The sequence below is a fragment of the Streptomyces sp. NPDC102259 genome (genome assembly GCF_044766465.1).
Classification (GTDB): Bacteria; Actinomycetota; Actinomycetes; order Streptomycetales; family Streptomycetaceae; genus Streptomyces.
In genome coordinates this window covers 39,461-56,532 of the sequence record NZ_JBIWMA010000019.1, presented here as the reverse complement: position 1 = coordinate 56,532, position 17,072 = coordinate 39,461, and the positions used below count along the sequence as shown (strand labels likewise).

Below are 17,072 nucleotides of genomic sequence, written 5' to 3'. Positions count from 1 at the left end.
GGGAAGATGGAAGGCGCAAGCCATGATCGACCGATGTGGAGGAGCGGGCACATGCAGCACGAGCGAGCGGGCAGGAAGGCCGGCCCCGAGGATCTCGTCGACGTCGCCCGGCTGGTAACGGCGTACTACGCGCTGCACCCGGACCCGGCCGACCCGGGTCAGCGCGTGGCGTTCGGCACCTCGGGTCACCGTGGATCCTCGCTGAACACGGCGTTCAACGAGGACCACATCGCCGCCACCAGCCAGGCCATCTGCGAGTACCGGGCCGCCCAGGGCACCGACGGGCCCCTCTTCCTCGGCGCCGACAGCCACGCCCTGTCCGAGCCCGCCCGGGTCACCGCCCTGGAGGTGTTCGCGGCCAACGGAGTGACGGTGCTCATCGACAGCGACGACGGCTACACGCCGACGCCCGCCGTCTCGCACGCGATCCTCACCCACAACCGCGGCCGAACCGCCGCCCTCGCCGACGGCGTGGTCGTCACCCCGTCGCACAACCCGCCCGCCGACGGCGGCTTCAAGTACAACCCGCCGAGCGGCGGCCCCGCCGGCTCCGACGCCACCTCCTGGATCCAGGACCGGGCCAACGAGATCATCGTGTCCGGCCTGAAGGACGTACGGCGCGTCCCCTACACCCGGGCCCTCGCCGCGCCCACGACCGCCCGCTACGACTTCCTCGGCACGTACGTCGCCGACCTCCCAGGCGTCCTCGACCTGGACGCGATCCGCGCCGCCGGTGTCCGTATCGGCGCCGATCCGCTGGGCGGGGCGTCCGTCGCCTACTGGGGCCGGATCGCCGAAGAGCACCGGCTCGACCTGACCGTCGTCAACCCGCTCACCGACCCGACCTGGCGTTTCATGACGCTCGACTGGGACGGCAAGATCCGCATGGACTGCTCGTCGCCGTACGCGATGGCCTCGCTGATCGACCAGCGCGACCGCTTCCAGATCGCGACCGGCAACGACGCCGACGCGGACCGGCACGGCATCGTCACGCCGGACGCCGGGCTGATGAACCCCAACCACTACCTGGCCGCCGCCATCGCCTACCTCTACGCGCACCGTGAGCAGTGGCCGGCCGACGCGGGGATCGGCAAGACGCTCGTGTCGTCCTCGATGATCGACCGGGTCGCCGCCGACCTCGGACGCCGCCTCGTGGAGGTGCCCGTCGGCTTCAAGTGGTTCGTGGACGGGCTGGTCGGCGGCTCCCTCGGCTTCGGCGGCGAGGAGTCGGCGGGCGCCTCCTTCCTGCGCCGCGACGGCTCCGTCTGGACCACGGACAAGGACGGCGTCATCCTGGCGCTGCTGGCCTCCGAGATCACGGCGGTCACCGGGAAGACCCCCTCCGAGCACTACGCCGCCCTGACGGACCGCTTCGGCTCACCCGCCTACGCGCGCATCGACGCCCCGGCCACCCGGGAGGAGAAGGCGCTCCTCGGCAAGCTCTCGCCCGCGCAGGTCACCGCCGACACCCTGGCAGGGGAGCCGGTCACCGGCGTGCTCACCGAGGCCCCGGGCAATGGCGCGTCCATCGGCGGCATCAAGGTGACCACCGCCAACGCCTGGTTCGCGGCCCGCCCCTCGGGCACCGAGGACGTCTACAAGATCTACGCCGAGTCCTTCCTCGGCCCCGACCACCTCGGCCGGGTCCAGGAGGAGGCCAAGGACGTGGTCGACGCCGCACTGGGCGGCTGAGCCGTCCGGGACGGACGGTCGTCCGTGTGACGCGCGCCAAGCCCATGCTCCGGAACCCGTTCGGCGGCCGCTCCGACCACGCCGACGGCGTCGTCCGCATCACCTACGCGGCCGAGCCCCTCGCCCAGGGCCGGGAGGCCGAGGCCGCCGAGCGGTGACGCGCGTCCGGCCCCGGCCCGCATGCGCACGAATGGGTCTCGATCCGGGCCGCGGCTTGGGCCGCGGGGGTGGGGCGGCAATCATGGGGGCCATGCACCGGCCCGTCCGTCTCCGTACCCATGAATGGTTCACGGTCGACGACTCGACCCTGAACGTCGCGCTCGTGTACCCGATGCAGGGGCCCGCCGGGGTGTTCGGGCCCACCTGCGAGAGCTGCGCCCGGCTGGCCGCGGAGGAGATCAACAAGACGGGAGGAGTGCTCGGCAAGGAGCTGCGGCTCATCGAGGTCGACGGGGGCGCCGAGCCGCGGCAGGTCGCGAAGGACGTGGAGGCCCTGGTGGCCACCGGCGCGGTGCAGGGGGTCACGGGCTGGCACATCTCCTCGGTGCGGCAGGCGATGGCCCCGCGGATCGCGCACCGGGTGCCGTACGTGTACACCGCGCTGTACGAGGGCGGCGAGCGCACCGACGGCGTCTACCTGACCAGTGAGACCCCCGCCGGGCAACTGCTGCCCGCCATGCGGCTGCTCACCGAGGCCCGGGGAGTGCGCCGCTGGTTCGTCGTCGGCAACAACTACGTCTGGCCCCGGCGCACCGCCCGGGCCGCCCGCCGCTACGCACGCGACTCCCGCGGCCGGGTGTGCGGCGAGGCGTACCTCCCGCTGGGCGCCGACGACTTCCAGGACGTGCTGGGCCGGATCGAGCGGGCCGACGCCGACGCCGTGCTGATGCTGCTGGTCGGCAGTGACGCGGTCCGCTTCAACCGGGCCTTCGCCGCCGCCGGGCTCGACCAGCGCTGTCTCAGGCTGAGCACGCTGATGGACGAGAACATGCTGCTGGGCAGCGGCCCGGAGGCCACCGTCGACCTCTACAGCACGGCCGGGTTCTTCGCCTCACTCGCCGACCAGAACACCATGGACTTCCACGGCCGGTACGCCGATCGCTTCGGGCTGGCGGCCCCGACTCCGGGCAGTCTCGGCGAGTCCTGCTACGAGGGCGTGTTGCTGCTCGCGGCGCTGATCGAACGGGCCCGCACTCTGGACGTGGCCGCCATCGGGGCCACCGCCGACACCGTTTCGTACGAGGGTCCGAGGGGTCTGCTCGGCCTCGAGGGCCGCCATGTACGCCAACGTATCTACCTCGCGCAGGCGGACGGTCTCGACTTCAACGTCCTCGCTCAACTGCGCGCTCCGCACCAGCTGTCGTGACACCGTTTCCGTCCGCGAGCACTTCCGCCAGCCGGTCCAGCAGGACTTCCAGCCGTTCTCCCCGCTCTTCCCCCAGCAGCGGCTCCCACTTTGCGCGGTCGGCCCGCACCTCGCGGTCCAGTCGCTGCCGGCGCTCCATGCCCCGCGGGGTGAGGTAGGCCAGGACGCGGCGCCGGTCGGCGGGGTCGACCCTGCGGAACACCAGGTTCTGGTCCACGAGTTGGTCGATCAGCTTGGTGGCGCTCGGGGCGGGCATGGAGGCGTGGTCGGCGAGGGCCGTCATGTGGTGTCCCTGCCCGTCCGCGAGCAGGTCCAGCACCCACCACGCCTCCACCGAGCAGTCGAACTCCGCCAGCACGGACTGAAGTCGGCGTACGGCGAAGCGCTCGGCCCGGGTCAGCAGACGGAGTAGTTCCTGCGGTCGCCTCGCCATCGCGCTCCTCCGCTCGAAGTCCTGGTTCCCCGTGCGGGGTTGGCCGGGAGCCTACCGCAAAAGGTCCTTTCCCCAGGAAGTATCGACGCCCGTTCTATTGCTTCCACCAGAAACTGTTCATCAATTGCGCGGAAACGCGGCGGAAACAGTTTCCTCGCAGGCTGTGCGCCAACGCCGCGGCTAGGGAAGCGCGTTGTATCCCCTTCCTCCCCAGAGTCCTTCCGCTCTCTTCGCACCGCCCCTCGGGGCATGGAGGTTTTGTATGTCAGGGCTCAGCATCAGCAGGCGTGGCCTGCTGGCCGGTATCTCGGCGGTCGGCGCCTCCGCCGCCCTCAGCGCCTGTGGCGCCAAGACCGGTGAAGGCTCCTCGACGGACGCGGCCGGCGCCTCCGCCGACACCTCCGGCAGCACGGTCAAGGTAGGTCTGCTGAACTCCCTGTCGGGCACCATGGCCATCAGTGAAGTCACCGTCCACAACGCGCTGTTGCTCGCCATCAAGGAGATCAACGCGGCCGGCGGGGTGCTCGGCAAGAAGCTCAAGGCCGTCAGCCAGGACGGCGCCTCCGACTGGCCCACCTTCGCGGAGAAGGCGGAGGCCCTGATCAAGGACGACAAGGTCGCGGCCACCTTCGGCTGCTGGACCTCGGCCAGCCGCAAGGCCGTCAAACCGGTCTTCGAGCGGTACAAGTCGCCGCTGTTCTACCCCGTGCAGTACGAGGGCCTGGAGGAGTCGCCGTACATCTTCTACATCGGCGCCACCACCAACCAGCAGATCGTCCCGGCCCTCGACTATCTCAAGAAGCAGGGCCTGACCAAGCTTTATCTGGTCGGCAGCGATTATGTGTTCCCGCGCACCGCCAACAAGATCATCAAGGCCTATGCGAAGGCCAAGGGAATGACGGTGGTCGGCGAGGACTACGCGCCGCTCGGTTCCACGGAGTTCGGCACCATCGTCAACAAGGTCAAGGACTCAGGCGCGGACGCCGTGTTCAACACCCTCAACGGCGACAGCAACGTGGCTTTCTTCAAGGAGTACAAGTCCTCCGGGCTGACCGCGAAGAGCATGCCCGTCCTGTCGGTCTCCATCGCCGAGGAAGAGGTGAAGAGCATCGGCACCCAGTACCTCCAGGACCAGCTGACCGCGTGGAACTACTACGAGACGACGCCCGGCGCGGCCAACACCACGTTCGTGGCGGCCTACCAGGCCGAGTACGGCAAGGACAAGCCGACCAGCGACCCGATGGAGGCCGCCTACATCTCCGTGTACCTGTGGAAGGCGATGGTGGAGAAGGCCGGCTCCTTCGACGTCGCCAAGGTCAAGGCGGCCTCGGACGGCATCACCTTCGACGCCCCCGAGGGCAAGGTCACCGTCGACGGCGCGAGCCAGCACGTCTACAAGACGGCCCGGATCGGCAAGGTCGGTGCGGACGGCCTGATCACCGAGGTCTGGAACTCGGGCGGCCCGATCAAGCCGGACCCGTACCTCAAGGGCTACGACTGGGCAGCCGGCCTTTCGTGAACCCCGGCCGGTCGTGACCGCCGGCCTGCCGTGACCCCCGGCCCCTGGCCTGTCCCGATCAGGCCCGCTCGCTTCCCGCTTCCCGCTTCCCGCTCCCGTGGTGGGACCCGGCCCCGTCCAGGGGCCGGGTCGCGCCCATGGGCCGCCCGCACCCCGTCCCCGACCAGGAGCCGCTTCATGACGGTCATCCTCAACCAGTCCTTCACCGGCATCAGCATCGGCGCAGTCCTCCTGCTCATCGCGCTCGGCCTGACCCTGACCTTCGGTCAGATGGGCGTGATCAACATGGCGCACGGCGAGTTCATCATGACCGGCGCCTACACCACGTACGTCGTCCAGAAGTCCATCAGCGGCGCGGGCGTCTCACTGCTCGTCGCCCTGCCGGTGGCCTTCCTGGTGGCCGGCGCCATGGGCGCGCTGCTGGAGTGGCTGCTCATCCGGCGCCTCTACACCCGCCCGTTGGACACCCTGCTGGTCACCTGGGGCGTCTCGCTGATGCTCCAGCAGCTCGCCCGGGACGTCTTCGGCGCCCCCAACGTCCAGACCCACGCCCCGGACCTGCTCACCGGGAACATCTCGATGGGCGGCGTCACCTTCGCCAGCAGCCGCCTGTTCATCCTCGGCCTGGCCCTGCTCAGCGTCCTCGTCCTCACGGTCGTCCTGCGGCTCACCCCGCTCGGCCGCCGGATCCGGGCCGTCGTGCAGAACCGCGACCTCGCCGAGGTGTCCGGCATCGCCACCGGCCGGGTCGACCGCGTGACCTTCTTCATCGGCTCGGGCCTCGCGGGCGTGGCGGGCGTCGCGCTCACCCTGGTCGGCCCGATCGGCCCGACGATGGGCACGAACTACATCGTCGACGCCTTCCTGGTCGTCGTCGTGGGCGGTATCGGACAGCTCAAGGGCAGCGTGCTCACCGCCTTCGCGCTCGGCGTGCTCCAGTCGGTCCTCGAGTACTCGACGACGGTCAGCGTCGCCAAGGTCATCGTGCTCGTGGCGATCGTCGCCTTCCTCCAGTGGCGACCCCAGGGCCTGTACACACTGCGCACCCGGAGCCTGGCATGACGACGATCACCGAGACCCCGTCCGCCCCGCTGTCGGCACGCCTGCGCGTCCCCGGCGCCTTCGTCCTCGGCGCCGTACTCCTCCTCGGCGTGGCCCCGCTCGCCCTCTCCGACTTCCGCCTCTCGCTGCTCGCGAAGTACCTGTGCTACGCGATCGTGGCCGTGGGCGTGAGCCTCGCCTGGGGCCGGGGCGGGCTCATGGTGCTCGGCCAGGGCGTCTTCTTCGGCCTGGGCGGCTACGCCATGGCCATGCACCTCAAGCTCGCCGACGCGGCCGCGACCGGCGAGACGCTGCCCGACTTCATGCAGCTGTACGGCACGGGCGACGCGCTGCCCTGGTGGTGGAGGCCCTTCGCCGACCCGGCCTTCGCGCTCGCCATGACCGTGCTGCTGCCGATGGCGGTCGCCGCGCTGCTCGGCTTCTTCGTGTTCCAACGACGGGTCAGGGGAGCCTACTTCGCGATCCTCAGTCAGGCCCTGGCCGCCGCCCTGTCCATCTGGCTGATCGGCCAGCAGGCCACCACCGGCGGCACCAACGGCCTCACCGACATGCAGGGCTTCTTCGGCTACTCGTTGGACGATCCCGTCAACCAGCGGATGGTGTACTTCGTCATCGCGGCCGTCCTGCTGCTGCTGATGGCGGGCGCCCGCCAGCTGTTCGTCAGCCGTTACGGCGAACTCCTCGTCGCCGTTCGCGACTCAGAGGAGCGGGTGCGCTTCCTCGGCTACAACCCGGCCAACGTCAAACTCGTCGCGTACGTCCTCGCCGCCGGCATGGCGGGCCTCGCCGGGGCCCTCTTCGTCCCGGCCGTGGGGATCATCTCGCCGGCGCTGATCGGGATCGTGCCGTCCATCGGCTTCGTGATCGGCGCCGCGGTCGGCGGCCGGGCCTCGCTGGTGGGCGCGGTGCTCGGAGCGATCGCCGTCGCCTGGGCGCAGAGCACGCTCTCCGACGCCTTCCCCGCCGCGTGGACGTATCTCCAGGGCCTGCTCTTCGTCCTGGCGGTCGGCTTCCTGCCCGGCGGTCTCGCCTCCCTCGGCGTCGTCCTGCGGCGGCGCCGTGCCCGTACCCCTGCGATCGGAGGGACAGCATGAGCGGCGAGGGACTGACCGTGCGCGACCTGCGGGTGACGTTCGACGGGTTCACCGCCGTCGACGGCGTCGACCTGGACATCCGCCCCGGCGACCTGCGTTTCCTCATCGGTCCGAACGGCGCGGGCAAGACCACCCTCGTCGACGCGGTCACCGGCCTCGTCAAGGCGACCGGTTCGGTCCGCTTCGGCGACCAGGACCTGCTGGGCAAGCCGGTACAGAAGATCGCCCGGCTGGGGATCGGCCGTACGTTCCAGACGGCGACGGTCTTCGAGCAGCTGACCGTCGTACAGAACCTGGACATCGCGGCGGGCGCCGGCCGGGGGCCGTGGACCATGCTGCGGCGCCGCAAGGACGTGCCCGAGCCGGTCGCCAGGGCCCTGGACACCATCGGCCTGGGCGACCTGCGCGACCGCCCCGCCGGGGCGCTGGCCCACGGGCAGAAGCAGTGGCTGGAGATCGGCATGCTGCTGGTCCAGGACGTGCGGCTGCTCCTGCTGGACGAGCCCGTCGCCGGCATGAGCCACGACGAACGCGAGGCCACCGGTGAGCTGTTGCGCCGGGTGAGCGAGGACCGCACGGTCGTCGTCATCGAACACGACATGGACTTCATGCGTTCGTACGCCCGCAGCGTCAGCGTCCTGCACGCCGGCAAGGTGCTCAGCGAGGGCTCCGTCGCCGAGGTCCAGGCCGACGCCAAGGTCCAGGAGGTCTACCTCGGGCGCGCCTCCGAACCCGAGCCCGTTTCCCGACCCGCGCCCGCCCCCGCGGCCGCGTCCGTCGCCGAGGAGGCGTGAAGCCCATGCTGGAGATCAACACCGTCCGGGCGGGTTACGACCGCACCACCGTGCTGCACGGGGTGAGCGTCGCGGTGCCCGAGGACGGCGTCGCGGCCGTGCTCGGGCACAACGGGGCCGGCAAGAGCACCCTGCTGCGCGCCGCCATGGGTCTGATCAAGCCGACCGGAGGGACCGTCCTGCTCGACGGCGAGGACATCACCCGGCTCTCCCCGCACCAGCGGGTCGCCCGCGGTATGGCGTACGTCCCGCAGGGCCAGCAGTCCTTCCCGCACCTCACCACCGCCGAGAACCTGCAGCTCGTCGCGGACGGCCGCCCGAGGGTGCCGCCGGGCCGGTCGGGCGGCGGGGGAGGAAAGGAGGCCATCGCCGAGGCCCTGGACCTGTTCCCCGTCCTGCGCGAGCTGTCCGGCCGCCGGGCCGGCCTGCTCTCCGGCGGACAGCGCCAGCAGCTCGCCATCGCCCGAGCCCTGGTCACCCGGCCGAGGCTGCTCCTGCTCGACGAGCCGACCGAGGGCATCCAGCCGTCCGTCGTCGCCGAGATCGAGGAGACGATCCTGGCGCTGGCCCGGCGCGGCGGACTCTCCGTCCTCCTCGTCGAACAGCACGTGGGCTTCGCGATGCGGGCGGCCCAGCGTTACTACGTGCTGGAGGCGGGCCGGGTGACCTCCTCCGGCGACGGAGGTACGGGCGCCGAGCAGACGGTGCGGGCGGCGCTCAGCGTGTGAGCCGGGAGCGCCGCGTCGGCCCGCCCGCCAGTCAGGCGGGCCCACGGGGGTGCATGTCGCGCGCCGGGCGTCGAAGATGCGTGCGATGCCGACCCCGTCGGACCGGGCATGGAGGCCGCTATCATCTTATAAAGATAAAATGTGAGGTTTGCCCGATGGGGCTGCCCTCCCGACGAGCTGCCGTCCCGCCGGAGTGATCGATGTCCCGCAAGCGCCCCACGGACGACGGCGACGAGCTGCTGGCCAGACTCGGTTCGCTGACCGCCCAGGCGCGCGAGCGCGCGGAGCTGCAACGCTCCCGCGTGGAGCTGGCCCTCGCCCTCCAGCGCGGCATGCTGCCCCGGCACCTGCCCGCGGCGCCCGGCTTCCGGCTGGCCGTGAAGTACGCGCCCGCCTGCTACGGCCTCAACGTGGGCGGCGACTGGTACGACGCCTTCGCGATGCCGGACGGGCGCATCGGCCTGTCCATCGGCGACGTCCAGGGCCACAACATAGAGGCGACCGCGTTCATGGGTCAGGTGCGGGTCGGTCTGCGTGCCCTCGCCTCCGTCACCGGCGAGCCCGGCGAGCTCCTCGCCCGGACCAACGACCTGCTCCTCTCCCTCGGCAGCGACCTCTTCGCCACCTGCACCTTCATGCGGCTGGACCCCGCCACCGGAGTCCTGGAGAGCGCCAGGGCCGGGCACATCCCGTGCGTATGGGCCACGGCGGACGGCAAGTCCGGCGTCGCCGAGGACGAAGGCGGGCCGCCATTGGGGGTCCAGGAGGGCATGGACTACCCCGTCACCCGCTACCGGCTCACCAAGGGCGGAGTGTTCATCCTCCTCACGGACGGCGTGGTGGAGGGGCCGACGCTGAGCGTCGAGGAGGGCCTCGACCAGGTCGTACGGCTCGCCGGCATCGCCGCCGTCGCGGGCATGACAGCGGACTCCCTCGCCGGGGCCGTGATCCAGGGCGCCGAGCGCGTGGGACACGAGGACGACGCGGCCGTGCTGGTGGTGAGACACGACGGGCTGACGGCGCCGGACGTCCCCCTGGTTCAGCCATAGGGCGGACACGCGGTTCAGCCATAGGGCCGGACACCTGGTTGAGCCATAGGGCCGGACACCGCGCGTCTCGCGTCGCCGACAGCGTCGCACCGGTGTCTGATGACTGCTGTGGTGGGTACCCCGGATCTGCGACGACCAGCCGTCTTCGCCGTGCAGACACTGGCGGTCGCCCTGGGCTACTACGCGGCCGGGCGGCTGGGACTCGTACGCGAGCTCGTCGTCGAGGGCGCGGTGTTCACCCCCATCTGGCCGCCCACGGGGGTGGCGGTGGCCTGTCTGCTGATCCTCGGGCTCCGCGCCTGGCCGGGCATCGCGCTCGGCGCCCTCTTCGTCATCATGTCCATCACCTCGCTACGGCCCGTGGTGATCGGCAACCTGATCGGCAACACCGCCGCCCCCGTCTGCGCGTACCTCATGCTGCGCAAGGTGGGCTTCCGCAACGAACTCGACCGGCTACGGGACGGCCTCGCACTGGTCTTCCTGGGCGCCCTCACCGCCATGCTGCTGAGCTCGACCATCGGCGTCGGGCTCCTCGTCCTCACCGACAAGCTCGCCGCGCACAGCTTCTGGCCCGTCTGGCTGGCCTGGTGGGTCGGCGACGCGATGGGCGTTCTGATCGTCACTCCGGTCCTGCTCCTGCTGCACACGATCACCCGGCCCCTCCGGCTGTCCCGCTGGAAAGAGGCCGTGGGGTTCGCCCTCATCTCCTGCGCCCTCGTCCCCCTGGCCACCCACAGCCGCATCAGCCTGCTCTTTCTCGTCTATCCCCTGCTGATCTGGGCGGCCCTGCGCTTCCAGCTCGCCGGCAGCATGCTGTGTGCCCTCTTCGCGTCGGTCATGGCCACCATCGCCGCGACGGACAGCGTCGGACCCTTCGAACGGCTGAACCGCGTCGAAGTGATGATCAAGCTCCAGGCCTTCAACGGCACGATGGCCCTGACCGCCCTGCTGCTGTCCGCGGTCATCACCGAACAGCGCAACACCAGACGCTCCGTGGAACGCGCCTGCCAGGAACTGGTGGAGGTCCTGGAACACCTCACCGCGGGCGACCCCCCACCCGGCCGACCGACGAAGGACACCCAGGACCCGACGACCACGAAGCGCACGGAGGACACGAAGAGCCCGAAGAGCCCGAACGGCTGACGGCTCCGACCGAGGCGCCGGGCACCGTCCGACGTGAATGTCAGTGCCTGCGCCTACGGTTCGTGGAGTGGGACTCGCCGGAACGGCCGCGGGTCCACCCTGGGGAGGGTTCTGTCATGGCTACCGGGTCCAGCACCGTGTCGACGACGTATCTGGAGCTGTCGCAGGACGGCGACGGCGCGCACAAGTTCTACGAAGTGGCCGTCGACGGCCTGGTGGTGACGGTGCGGTACGGGCGGATCGGCGCCTCCGGGCAGATGCAGACGACGACGTTCCCCACCGCCGAGAAGGCCCGGGCCGCCGCCGCGCGGAAGGTGGGGGAGAAGGTCCGCAAGGGGTACGCCCCGGCCGTCGCCGGGCAGCGTCCCCCACGGTCGGTGACCCGCCGTCAGGTGGCCTCGGCGCCGTCCACCGCGCGCGCCGTGGCCCCGGTGCTCTGGCGGTTCCGTACCGGTTCCTCGGCGTTCGGCATCCACGTGGACGACGACCGCTGCTGGGTCGGCAACCAGTCCGGCGACGTCTACACCCTGGACCACGAGGGTGGCGTCCTGGCCCGCTTCAGCCTGCCGGACGGCGTGAAGTGCCTGGTCGCCGACGACTTCTGGATCTACGCGGGCTGCGACGACGGCAAGGTCTACGACCTGTCCTCGAAGCTGCCGTTCGCGGCGTACGACATCGCGGCGGACGTCGACATCTTCTGGCTGGACATCCACGAGGGCCTGCTGAACGTCTCGGACCGCGACGGCCGGCTCACCGTCATCGACCACGAGGACGAGCATCAGTGGGCCCGCCGCAGCCAGGGCGAGCACGCCTGGATGGTCCGTGCGGACGACCGGGCCGTCTACCACGGTCACCACCGGGGCGTCACCGCCTACGCGCCCGACGGCGGCGGCGAACTCTGGCACACCCCCACCCGCGGCGGCGTCCTGTTCGGCTGGCAGGAGGAGGACGCCGTGTACGCGGGCACCGCGCACAAGGTGGTGCAGCGGCTGTCGAAGGCGACCGGCGCGGTCGAGGCCACCTACGGTTGCGACAGCGCGGTGTACTCGTGCGCCACCTCGCCCAACGGGCGCTTCGTGTTCGCCGGTGACGCGTCGTCGTCCGTCTACTGCTTCGACCGGGACGGCACACGCCTGTGGAAGCTCGGCACGGGCGGCGGCTCGGCCCTGTCCATGCAGTACCGCGACGAGCGGCTGTACCTGGTCACCACCGACGGCTCGCTGGTGTGCGTGGACGCGAGCGAGACGGCCGTCACCGCGGCCCAGCAGGGCACGGTGCCGGTCGCGCGGGACGTCAAACTCGCCGAGGCGCTGCCGACGTACGTCCCCGCCACGGCCGCGGCCACGGTGGCCACCGTGGCCCACGCCCCTGCCGGCACGGTCGTCGTCGAGTGCGTCCAGGAATCCGGCCGGGTCCGGGTGCACGTGGTGTCCGACGGCTACGACACCTCCTGGAACGTCCAGTTCCCGCGCGAGATACGGGAGCCCGGCGCACGGTACGTGGTGGACGCCCTGCACACGGCGGCCGGCGGCTTCTACCGGGTCCGCGGTGACATCCGACGGCTGATCTGACCGACCGGCTCCCGCCCGGCCTCGCTCATCGCCCGGCCCCGCCCCGGGCGGCGACCGGCCGCGTGGCCGGGGCGGCGGGGGAGGCCGGTGGGGGTCGGCTCAGCGGCGCCCGGTGGTCAGGACCCGCCGCGCTCGCGGGGGATCTTCTGCCCGGCCTTCACCGGCACCGGCAGCCGGTTCTCCGCGGGCGGCAGCGGGCAGGTGGCCAGATCGGTGTAGGCGCACGGCAGGTTCGCCGCCCGGTTGAAGTCCAGAACGACCGTGCCGTCGGCGGCGGGTGCGTCCAGCGCGAGGGCCCGGTTGGCCGCGTACGTGGTGACCCCGGAGGTCGCGTCGGTGAACAGCACGAGCAGACTCCCCGGCCCGTGACCGGGGAACGCGGTCAGCGCCAGCGGGCGCCCGTCCAGCTCGAACTCGACCCGGCCCGGCGCGTCGTACACGTGCTCCAGTCCCTCGACCGCCGCGCCCACGGTCGTCGGCCGGGGCTCGTCGAACGCCGTGTAACGGCCGGTCACCACCCAGCGGGGGTGCGGGGCGTAGGCCGGGGTGCCGGTGAAGCCGGTGCGCAGGGGTGTGTCCGGGTGCCGCGGGCGGATGATGTCCTGCCCGCCGCGCTTGGCCACCTCGATGACGGCGTCGCCCCACACGGCGGCCACCCCGCCGCGCTCCGGGATCACCCCGAAGCGGTGCTCGCCCCGGACGGCCGTCCCGTCGACGACCAGTTCCTCGCCCTCGTCGAGCACCACGACGATTCCGTCGGCGTCGGTCGACCACGCTCCCGGCGCGTCCGGGAAGCGTTCCGGCCGGTCGCTCAGCCAGTGCAGGCCGGTGATCGCCAGAAAGCCGTGCGGGTCGGCGAGTCGTGTCTCCTGCCCGCGATGCCACTCCTGCCAGTCGTCGACGAAGGCGTCGAGGTCTGCCGAGGTGTCGTGAACGGTCATTGGTGCTCCTTCGGTTCGGGCGAGCCGGCCCCGGCCGACGCGTGGCGGCCGCCGGGGATCGCCGCGAGCAGTTCGCGGGTGTAGTCGTGGCGCGGGTGGGTGAACAGGTCCTCGGCGGTACCCGTCTCGACGATGCGGCCGGACCGCATGACGGCGACCTGGTGCGCGATCTGGCGTACGACGGCGAGGTCGTGGGAGATGAACAGGTACGCCACTCCGGTGTCGGCCTGGAGCTCGGCGAGCAGGTCGAGCACCTGGGCCTGGACGGACACGTCGAGCGCCGACACGGGTTCGTCGCAGACCACCAGGTCGGGCGAGAGCGCGAGGGCGCGGGCGATCGCGACGCGCTGCCGCTGCCCGCCGGACAGTTCCGCCGGGCGACGGTCCAGCACCGAGCCGGGCAGCGCCACCCGGTCGAGCAGCTCCCGGGCCCGGGCGAGCCGGGAGGCGCGGTCGCCGACCCGGAACGCGCGCAGCGGTTCGGTGATCACCTCGCCGATCGAGAACCGGGGATCCAGCGAGGCGTACGGGTTCTGGTAGACGAGCTGGGCCCGTCGGCGCAGCTGCCGGGCCCCCGCCCCGCGGGCGGTCGTGACGTCGGCGCCGTCGAACAGGACGCTCCCGGAGGTCGGATCGACCAGCCGCAGCACCAGGCGGGCGGTGGTGGACTTTCCCGAGCCGGATTCGCCGACCAGGGCCAGCGTCCGGCCGCGGTGCAGGGTGAGACTGACGTCGTCGACCGCGCGCAGGGTGCGGGCCGCGCCTGCGGCGGCGGGCAGCCGGAACTCCTTGACCAGGTTGCGCGCCTCCACCAGCGGCGTCCGGCCGGGAGCGGGCGCGGTGGCCGCGGCCGTGGCGCGCGGCCGGGCCGTGGCGAGGCTGGGCGCGCTGGCCAGCAACCGCCGGGTGTAGGCGTGCTGCGGGTTCTCCAGGACGTCCCGGGTGAGACCGGCCTCGACGACCAGGCCCCCGGCCATGACCACGATCCGCTGCGCCCGGTCGGCGGCCACGCCGAGATCGTGCGTCACCAGCAGCACGGCGGCGCCGGACTCCTCGGTGAGGTGCTGGAGGTGGTCGAGAATGACGCGCTGCACGGTGACGTCGAGCGCGCTGGTCGGCTCGTCGGCGATGATCAGCCGCGGTTTCGCGGCGATGGCGACCGCGATCAGGGCCCGTTGGCGCATCCCGCCCGACAGTTCGTGCGGGTACTGCCGGGCGCGGGTGGCCGCGTCGGGCAGTCCCGCCTGGTCCAGGATCGCGATCGCGGCCGACGGAGCGGTGCGGCGGGTCGCCAGCCCGTGGATGCGCAGCACCTCGGCGACCTGCTCGCCGATGCGTTTGACGGGGTTGAGCGACACCGTCGGGTCCTGCGGCACCAGACCGATCTGTGCGCCGCGTACGGTACGCAGTTCGCGTTCCGACAGCGCGGTGAGGTCGTGCCGGCCGAAGCGGACGGTACCGGCGTCGATACCGCCGTTGGCCGCCAGCAGCCGGGTGATCGCGTGCGCGGTCGTGCTCTTCCCGGAACCCGACTCGCCGACCACCGCGGTGACCTGCCCCGGCCATACGTCGAGGTCCACGCCCCGCACCGCGCGCACGGTGCCGCCACGGGTGCGGTACGACACGGACAGGCCTCGCACCTCCAGCAGCGCGGGCTCATCCGCCGAAGCCGCGTCGGTCGCGGCCTCGTGGGTCACGGTCTCTTCCGTCACGGGTACGTCCGTCTCGGGTTCGTTCGTCGTGGGGCCGGTCATCGCTGTCGGGACCATTCGCCGTCCAGCGCCCGCGCGATGCGGTTGGTGGCGAGGCCCGTCGCCGCGATCGCCAGTCCGGGCAGCGCGGTGAGCCACCAGGCGTTGGCCAGGTAGTTGCGCCCGTCGGAGATCAACGTGCCCCATTCCGGCGCCGGTGGGGGCGCCCCGTAGCCGAGGAAGCTGAGCGAGGACACGGCGAGGATGGCGGCGCCGAACTCGAGGGTGGCGAGCACGATCACCGGGCCCGCCGCGTTGGGCAGGACGTGACGGCCGAGCACCGAGTACCAGCGGGCTCCGCAGGAGCGCGACGCCTCGACGAAGACCGCCTGCCGCACCCGCAGCACCTCCGCGCGGGTCACCCGGGCGAAGCCGGCCACGCTGGCGATGCCGACCGCGACGGCCACCTTCACCGTTCCGTAGCCCAGCGCGGTGACCAGGGCCAGGGACAGGAACAGCGACGGGATCGACAGCAGTACGTCGACGAAGCGCATCAGCACGTCCTCGACCCAGCGGCCCACGAACCCGGCGACCAGGCCGATGAGGCCGCCGACCACGAACGCGAACCCCACCGCGATCAGGGTCGCCTTCAGCGACAGCTGGGCACCGTGCACCACCCGGGAGAACACGTCACGGCCCAGTTCGTCGGTGCCGAACCAGTGCCCGCCGCCGGGGCTCCGGAAGTTCTCCGCGGGCACCCCGTGCAGCGGGTCCTGCGAGGTGAACAGTCCTGGCCAGAACGCGGCCAGCACCACCAGCACCAGCACCAGGACCGAGGCCAGCAGGCCGGGCCTGCGCAGCAGGAACCGCAGGAACAGCGGGAACCGTCGTGGCCCGGCTTCGCGCCCGGAGCTCACGGGGCCCGGGTCGGCGCCGGGATCCACCGGCAGGGCCAGGCCGGCCGCGGCTCCGGCGGCTTCCACCGCTCCCGGCGTTCCGGCGGTGACATCGTCGGCAAGTGTCCGGCTCATGCGGGACGCACCTTCCTGCTCGCCGCCACCACGATCCGCGGGTCGAGCAGCGGGTAGACGAGATCGACGATCAGATTGGCCGCCACGAAGATCAGCGCCCCGAACACCACGACCCCCTGGACCAGCGGGATGTCCTGCACGGTGACCGCGGCTGCGGTCACCCGGCCCAGACCGTCGCGGGAGAACACCGTCTCGACGACGACCGAACCGGCGATCAGCTGACCGGCCAGCAGTCCGACGACCGTCAAGGCCGGCAGCGAGGCGTTGCGCAGCGCGTGCCGCAGATGGATGCGCAGCCGGCCGGCGCCCTTGGCCCGGGCGGTCTCCACATAGGCCTGGTCCAGCGCCGTGAGCAGGCTCTTGGCCAGCACCTGCGCCACCAGGGCGCCGGTGGGGATCGCCAGCGTCACCGCGGGCAGCACCAGGCCCCGCGGCCCGTCGTTGCCGAACGCGGGAAACAGCCTCGTGCGGAAGGAGAACAGCTCGACGAGCACCAGCCCGACCCAGAACGTCGGCACCGACACCCCCAGCGGCGGCAACGACAGCAACAGCTGCCGCAACCACCGCTGGGTGGTGTAGGTCGCCAGGACCGCCAGACCGCCGCCGAGGACCACCGCGAGCAGCAGCGCCGCCCCGGTCAGCTGGAGGGTTTGCGGTAGCGCGTCGGCCAGCGTCGAGGTCACCGGTCGGCCGGTGGACACCGAGTCGCCGAAGTCGCCGCGCACCGCCCTGCCGAGATAGTCGGCGTACTGCGCGAGAATCGGCTTGTCGAAGCCGTACTCGTGCCGCAGCGCGGCGAGTTGGGCCGGATCCACCTGCCCGGTGTCCGCTCCCGCGCCGGCCATCGCCGAGACGGGGTCACCGGGCAGGTAGTCCAGCACGAGGAAGGACACCGTGTAGGCCGCCCACAGCACTCCGAGGGCCTGCGCGAGACGCTTGACCACATAGAGACGCATAC

General features: G+C 71.7%; 16 protein-coding genes. 11 read left to right on the top strand and 5 right to left on the bottom strand.

The window, feature by feature from the left end:
* The first annotated feature begins 51 nt into the window (after window positions 1–51).
* The 3 genes from pgm to ACIRPU_RS33135 all read left to right on the top strand — a co-directional run bounded on the left by pgm (window position 52) and on the right by ACIRPU_RS33135 (window position 3,058).
* Window positions 52–1,692 carry a phosphoglucomutase (alpha-D-glucose-1,6-bisphosphate-dependent) gene (gene pgm, locus ACIRPU_RS33145; RefSeq protein ID WP_403873999.1) on the top strand — a complete coding sequence of 547 codons (1,641 nt, stop codon included), beginning with the start codon at window positions 52–54 and terminating at the stop codon, window positions 1,690–1,692.
* Window positions 1,693–1,718: 26 nt separating this feature from the next.
* The gene (locus ACIRPU_RS33140; protein ID WP_403873997.1) at window positions 1,719–1,850 is read left to right on the top strand and encodes a hypothetical protein; all 132 of its coding nucleotides are present in this window, start codon (window positions 1,719–1,721) and stop codon (window positions 1,848–1,850) included.
* Window positions 1,851–1,942: 92 nt separating this feature from the next.
* On the top strand, window positions 1,943–3,058 hold the full coding sequence (locus tag ACIRPU_RS33135) for a substrate-binding domain-containing protein (RefSeq protein ID WP_403873995.1): 1,116 nt from the start codon (window positions 1,943–1,945) through the stop codon (window positions 3,056–3,058).
* On the opposite strand, the gene ACIRPU_RS33130 is transcribed toward ACIRPU_RS33135, so the two are convergent.
* A complete protein-coding gene (locus ACIRPU_RS33130) occupies window positions 3,015–3,491 on the bottom strand; it encodes a MarR family winged helix-turn-helix transcriptional regulator (protein WP_403873993.1) in 477 nt (158 codons plus the stop codon). The two genes, ACIRPU_RS33135 and ACIRPU_RS33130, sit on opposite strands and share 44 nt — an antisense overlap.
* A 262-nt stretch (window positions 3,492–3,753) precedes the next feature.
* On the opposite strand from ACIRPU_RS33130, the gene urtA reads away from it, so the two are divergent.
* The 8 genes from urtA (at window position 3,754) to ACIRPU_RS33090 (ending at window position 12,451) form a co-directional block, all read left to right on the top strand.
* Window positions 3,754–5,010, top strand: a complete 1,257-nt coding sequence (gene urtA / locus ACIRPU_RS33125) for an urea ABC transporter substrate-binding protein (RefSeq protein WP_403873991.1) — start codon at window positions 3,754–3,756, stop codon at window positions 5,008–5,010.
* 177 nt (window positions 5,011–5,187) lie between these two features.
* Window positions 5,188–6,072 carry an urea ABC transporter permease subunit UrtB gene (urtB, locus tag ACIRPU_RS33120; RefSeq protein ID WP_384118743.1) on the top strand — a complete coding sequence of 295 codons (885 nt, stop codon included), beginning with the start codon at window positions 5,188–5,190 and terminating at the stop codon, window positions 6,070–6,072.
* On the top strand, window positions 6,069–7,166 hold the full coding sequence (gene urtC / locus ACIRPU_RS33115) for an urea ABC transporter permease subunit UrtC (protein ID WP_403873989.1): 1,098 nt from the start codon (window positions 6,069–6,071) through the stop codon (window positions 7,164–7,166). The genes urtB and urtC overlap by 4 nt, the downstream gene beginning before the upstream one ends.
* Window positions 7,163–7,960 (top strand): urea ABC transporter ATP-binding protein UrtD, encoded by a 798-nt coding sequence (urtD, locus tag ACIRPU_RS33110; protein ID WP_403873987.1) that lies wholly within the window; start codon window positions 7,163–7,165, stop codon window positions 7,958–7,960. Before urtC ends, urtD begins: the two co-directional genes overlap by 4 nt.
* 5 nt (window positions 7,961–7,965) lie before the next feature.
* Entirely contained in the window at window positions 7,966–8,688 is a 723-nt protein-coding gene (gene urtE, locus ACIRPU_RS33105; RefSeq protein WP_385562756.1) for an urea ABC transporter ATP-binding subunit UrtE, read from the top strand.
* A 200-nt stretch (window positions 8,689–8,888) separates the two neighbouring features.
* Window positions 8,889–9,737 carry a PP2C family protein-serine/threonine phosphatase gene (locus ACIRPU_RS33100; RefSeq protein ID WP_403873985.1) on the top strand — a complete coding sequence of 283 codons (849 nt, stop codon included), beginning with the start codon at window positions 8,889–8,891 and terminating at the stop codon, window positions 9,735–9,737.
* Window positions 9,738–9,836: 99 nt separating this feature from the next.
* Window positions 9,837–10,880 (top strand): MASE1 domain-containing protein, encoded by a 1,044-nt coding sequence (locus tag ACIRPU_RS33095; protein ID WP_403873983.1) that lies wholly within the window; start codon window positions 9,837–9,839, stop codon window positions 10,878–10,880.
* Between the two features lie 116 nt (window positions 10,881–10,996).
* On the top strand, window positions 10,997–12,451 hold the full coding sequence (locus ACIRPU_RS33090; protein ID WP_403873981.1) for a WGR domain-containing protein: 1,455 nt from the start codon (window positions 10,997–10,999) through the stop codon (window positions 12,449–12,451).
* Between the two features lie 116 nt (window positions 12,452–12,567).
* Here the strand turns inward: ACIRPU_RS33090 and ACIRPU_RS33085 are convergent, their stop codons facing one another.
* The 4 genes from ACIRPU_RS33085 to ACIRPU_RS33070 are packed head-to-tail and all read right to left on the bottom strand — an operon-like array spanning window position 12,568 to window position 17,070.
* A complete protein-coding gene (locus ACIRPU_RS33085; protein ID WP_403873979.1) occupies window positions 12,568–13,392 on the bottom strand; it encodes a DUF1684 domain-containing protein in 825 nt (274 codons plus the stop codon).
* Window positions 13,389–15,161, bottom strand: coding sequence for a dipeptide ABC transporter ATP-binding protein (locus tag ACIRPU_RS33080; protein WP_403873977.1), 1,773 nt, complete (start codon window positions 15,159–15,161; stop codon window positions 13,389–13,391). Before ACIRPU_RS33080 ends, ACIRPU_RS33085 begins: the two co-directional genes overlap by 4 nt.
* A complete protein-coding gene (locus ACIRPU_RS33075; protein ID WP_403873975.1) occupies window positions 15,143–16,114 on the bottom strand; it encodes an ABC transporter permease in 972 nt (323 codons plus the stop codon). Before ACIRPU_RS33075 ends, ACIRPU_RS33080 begins: the two co-directional genes overlap by 19 nt.
* On the bottom strand, window positions 16,111–17,070 hold the full coding sequence (locus tag ACIRPU_RS33070) for an ABC transporter permease (protein WP_403873973.1): 960 nt from the start codon (window positions 17,068–17,070) through the stop codon (window positions 16,111–16,113). The genes ACIRPU_RS33075 and ACIRPU_RS33070 overlap by 4 nt, the downstream gene beginning before the upstream one ends.
* Between the last annotated feature and the right edge of the window lie 2 nt (window positions 17,071–17,072).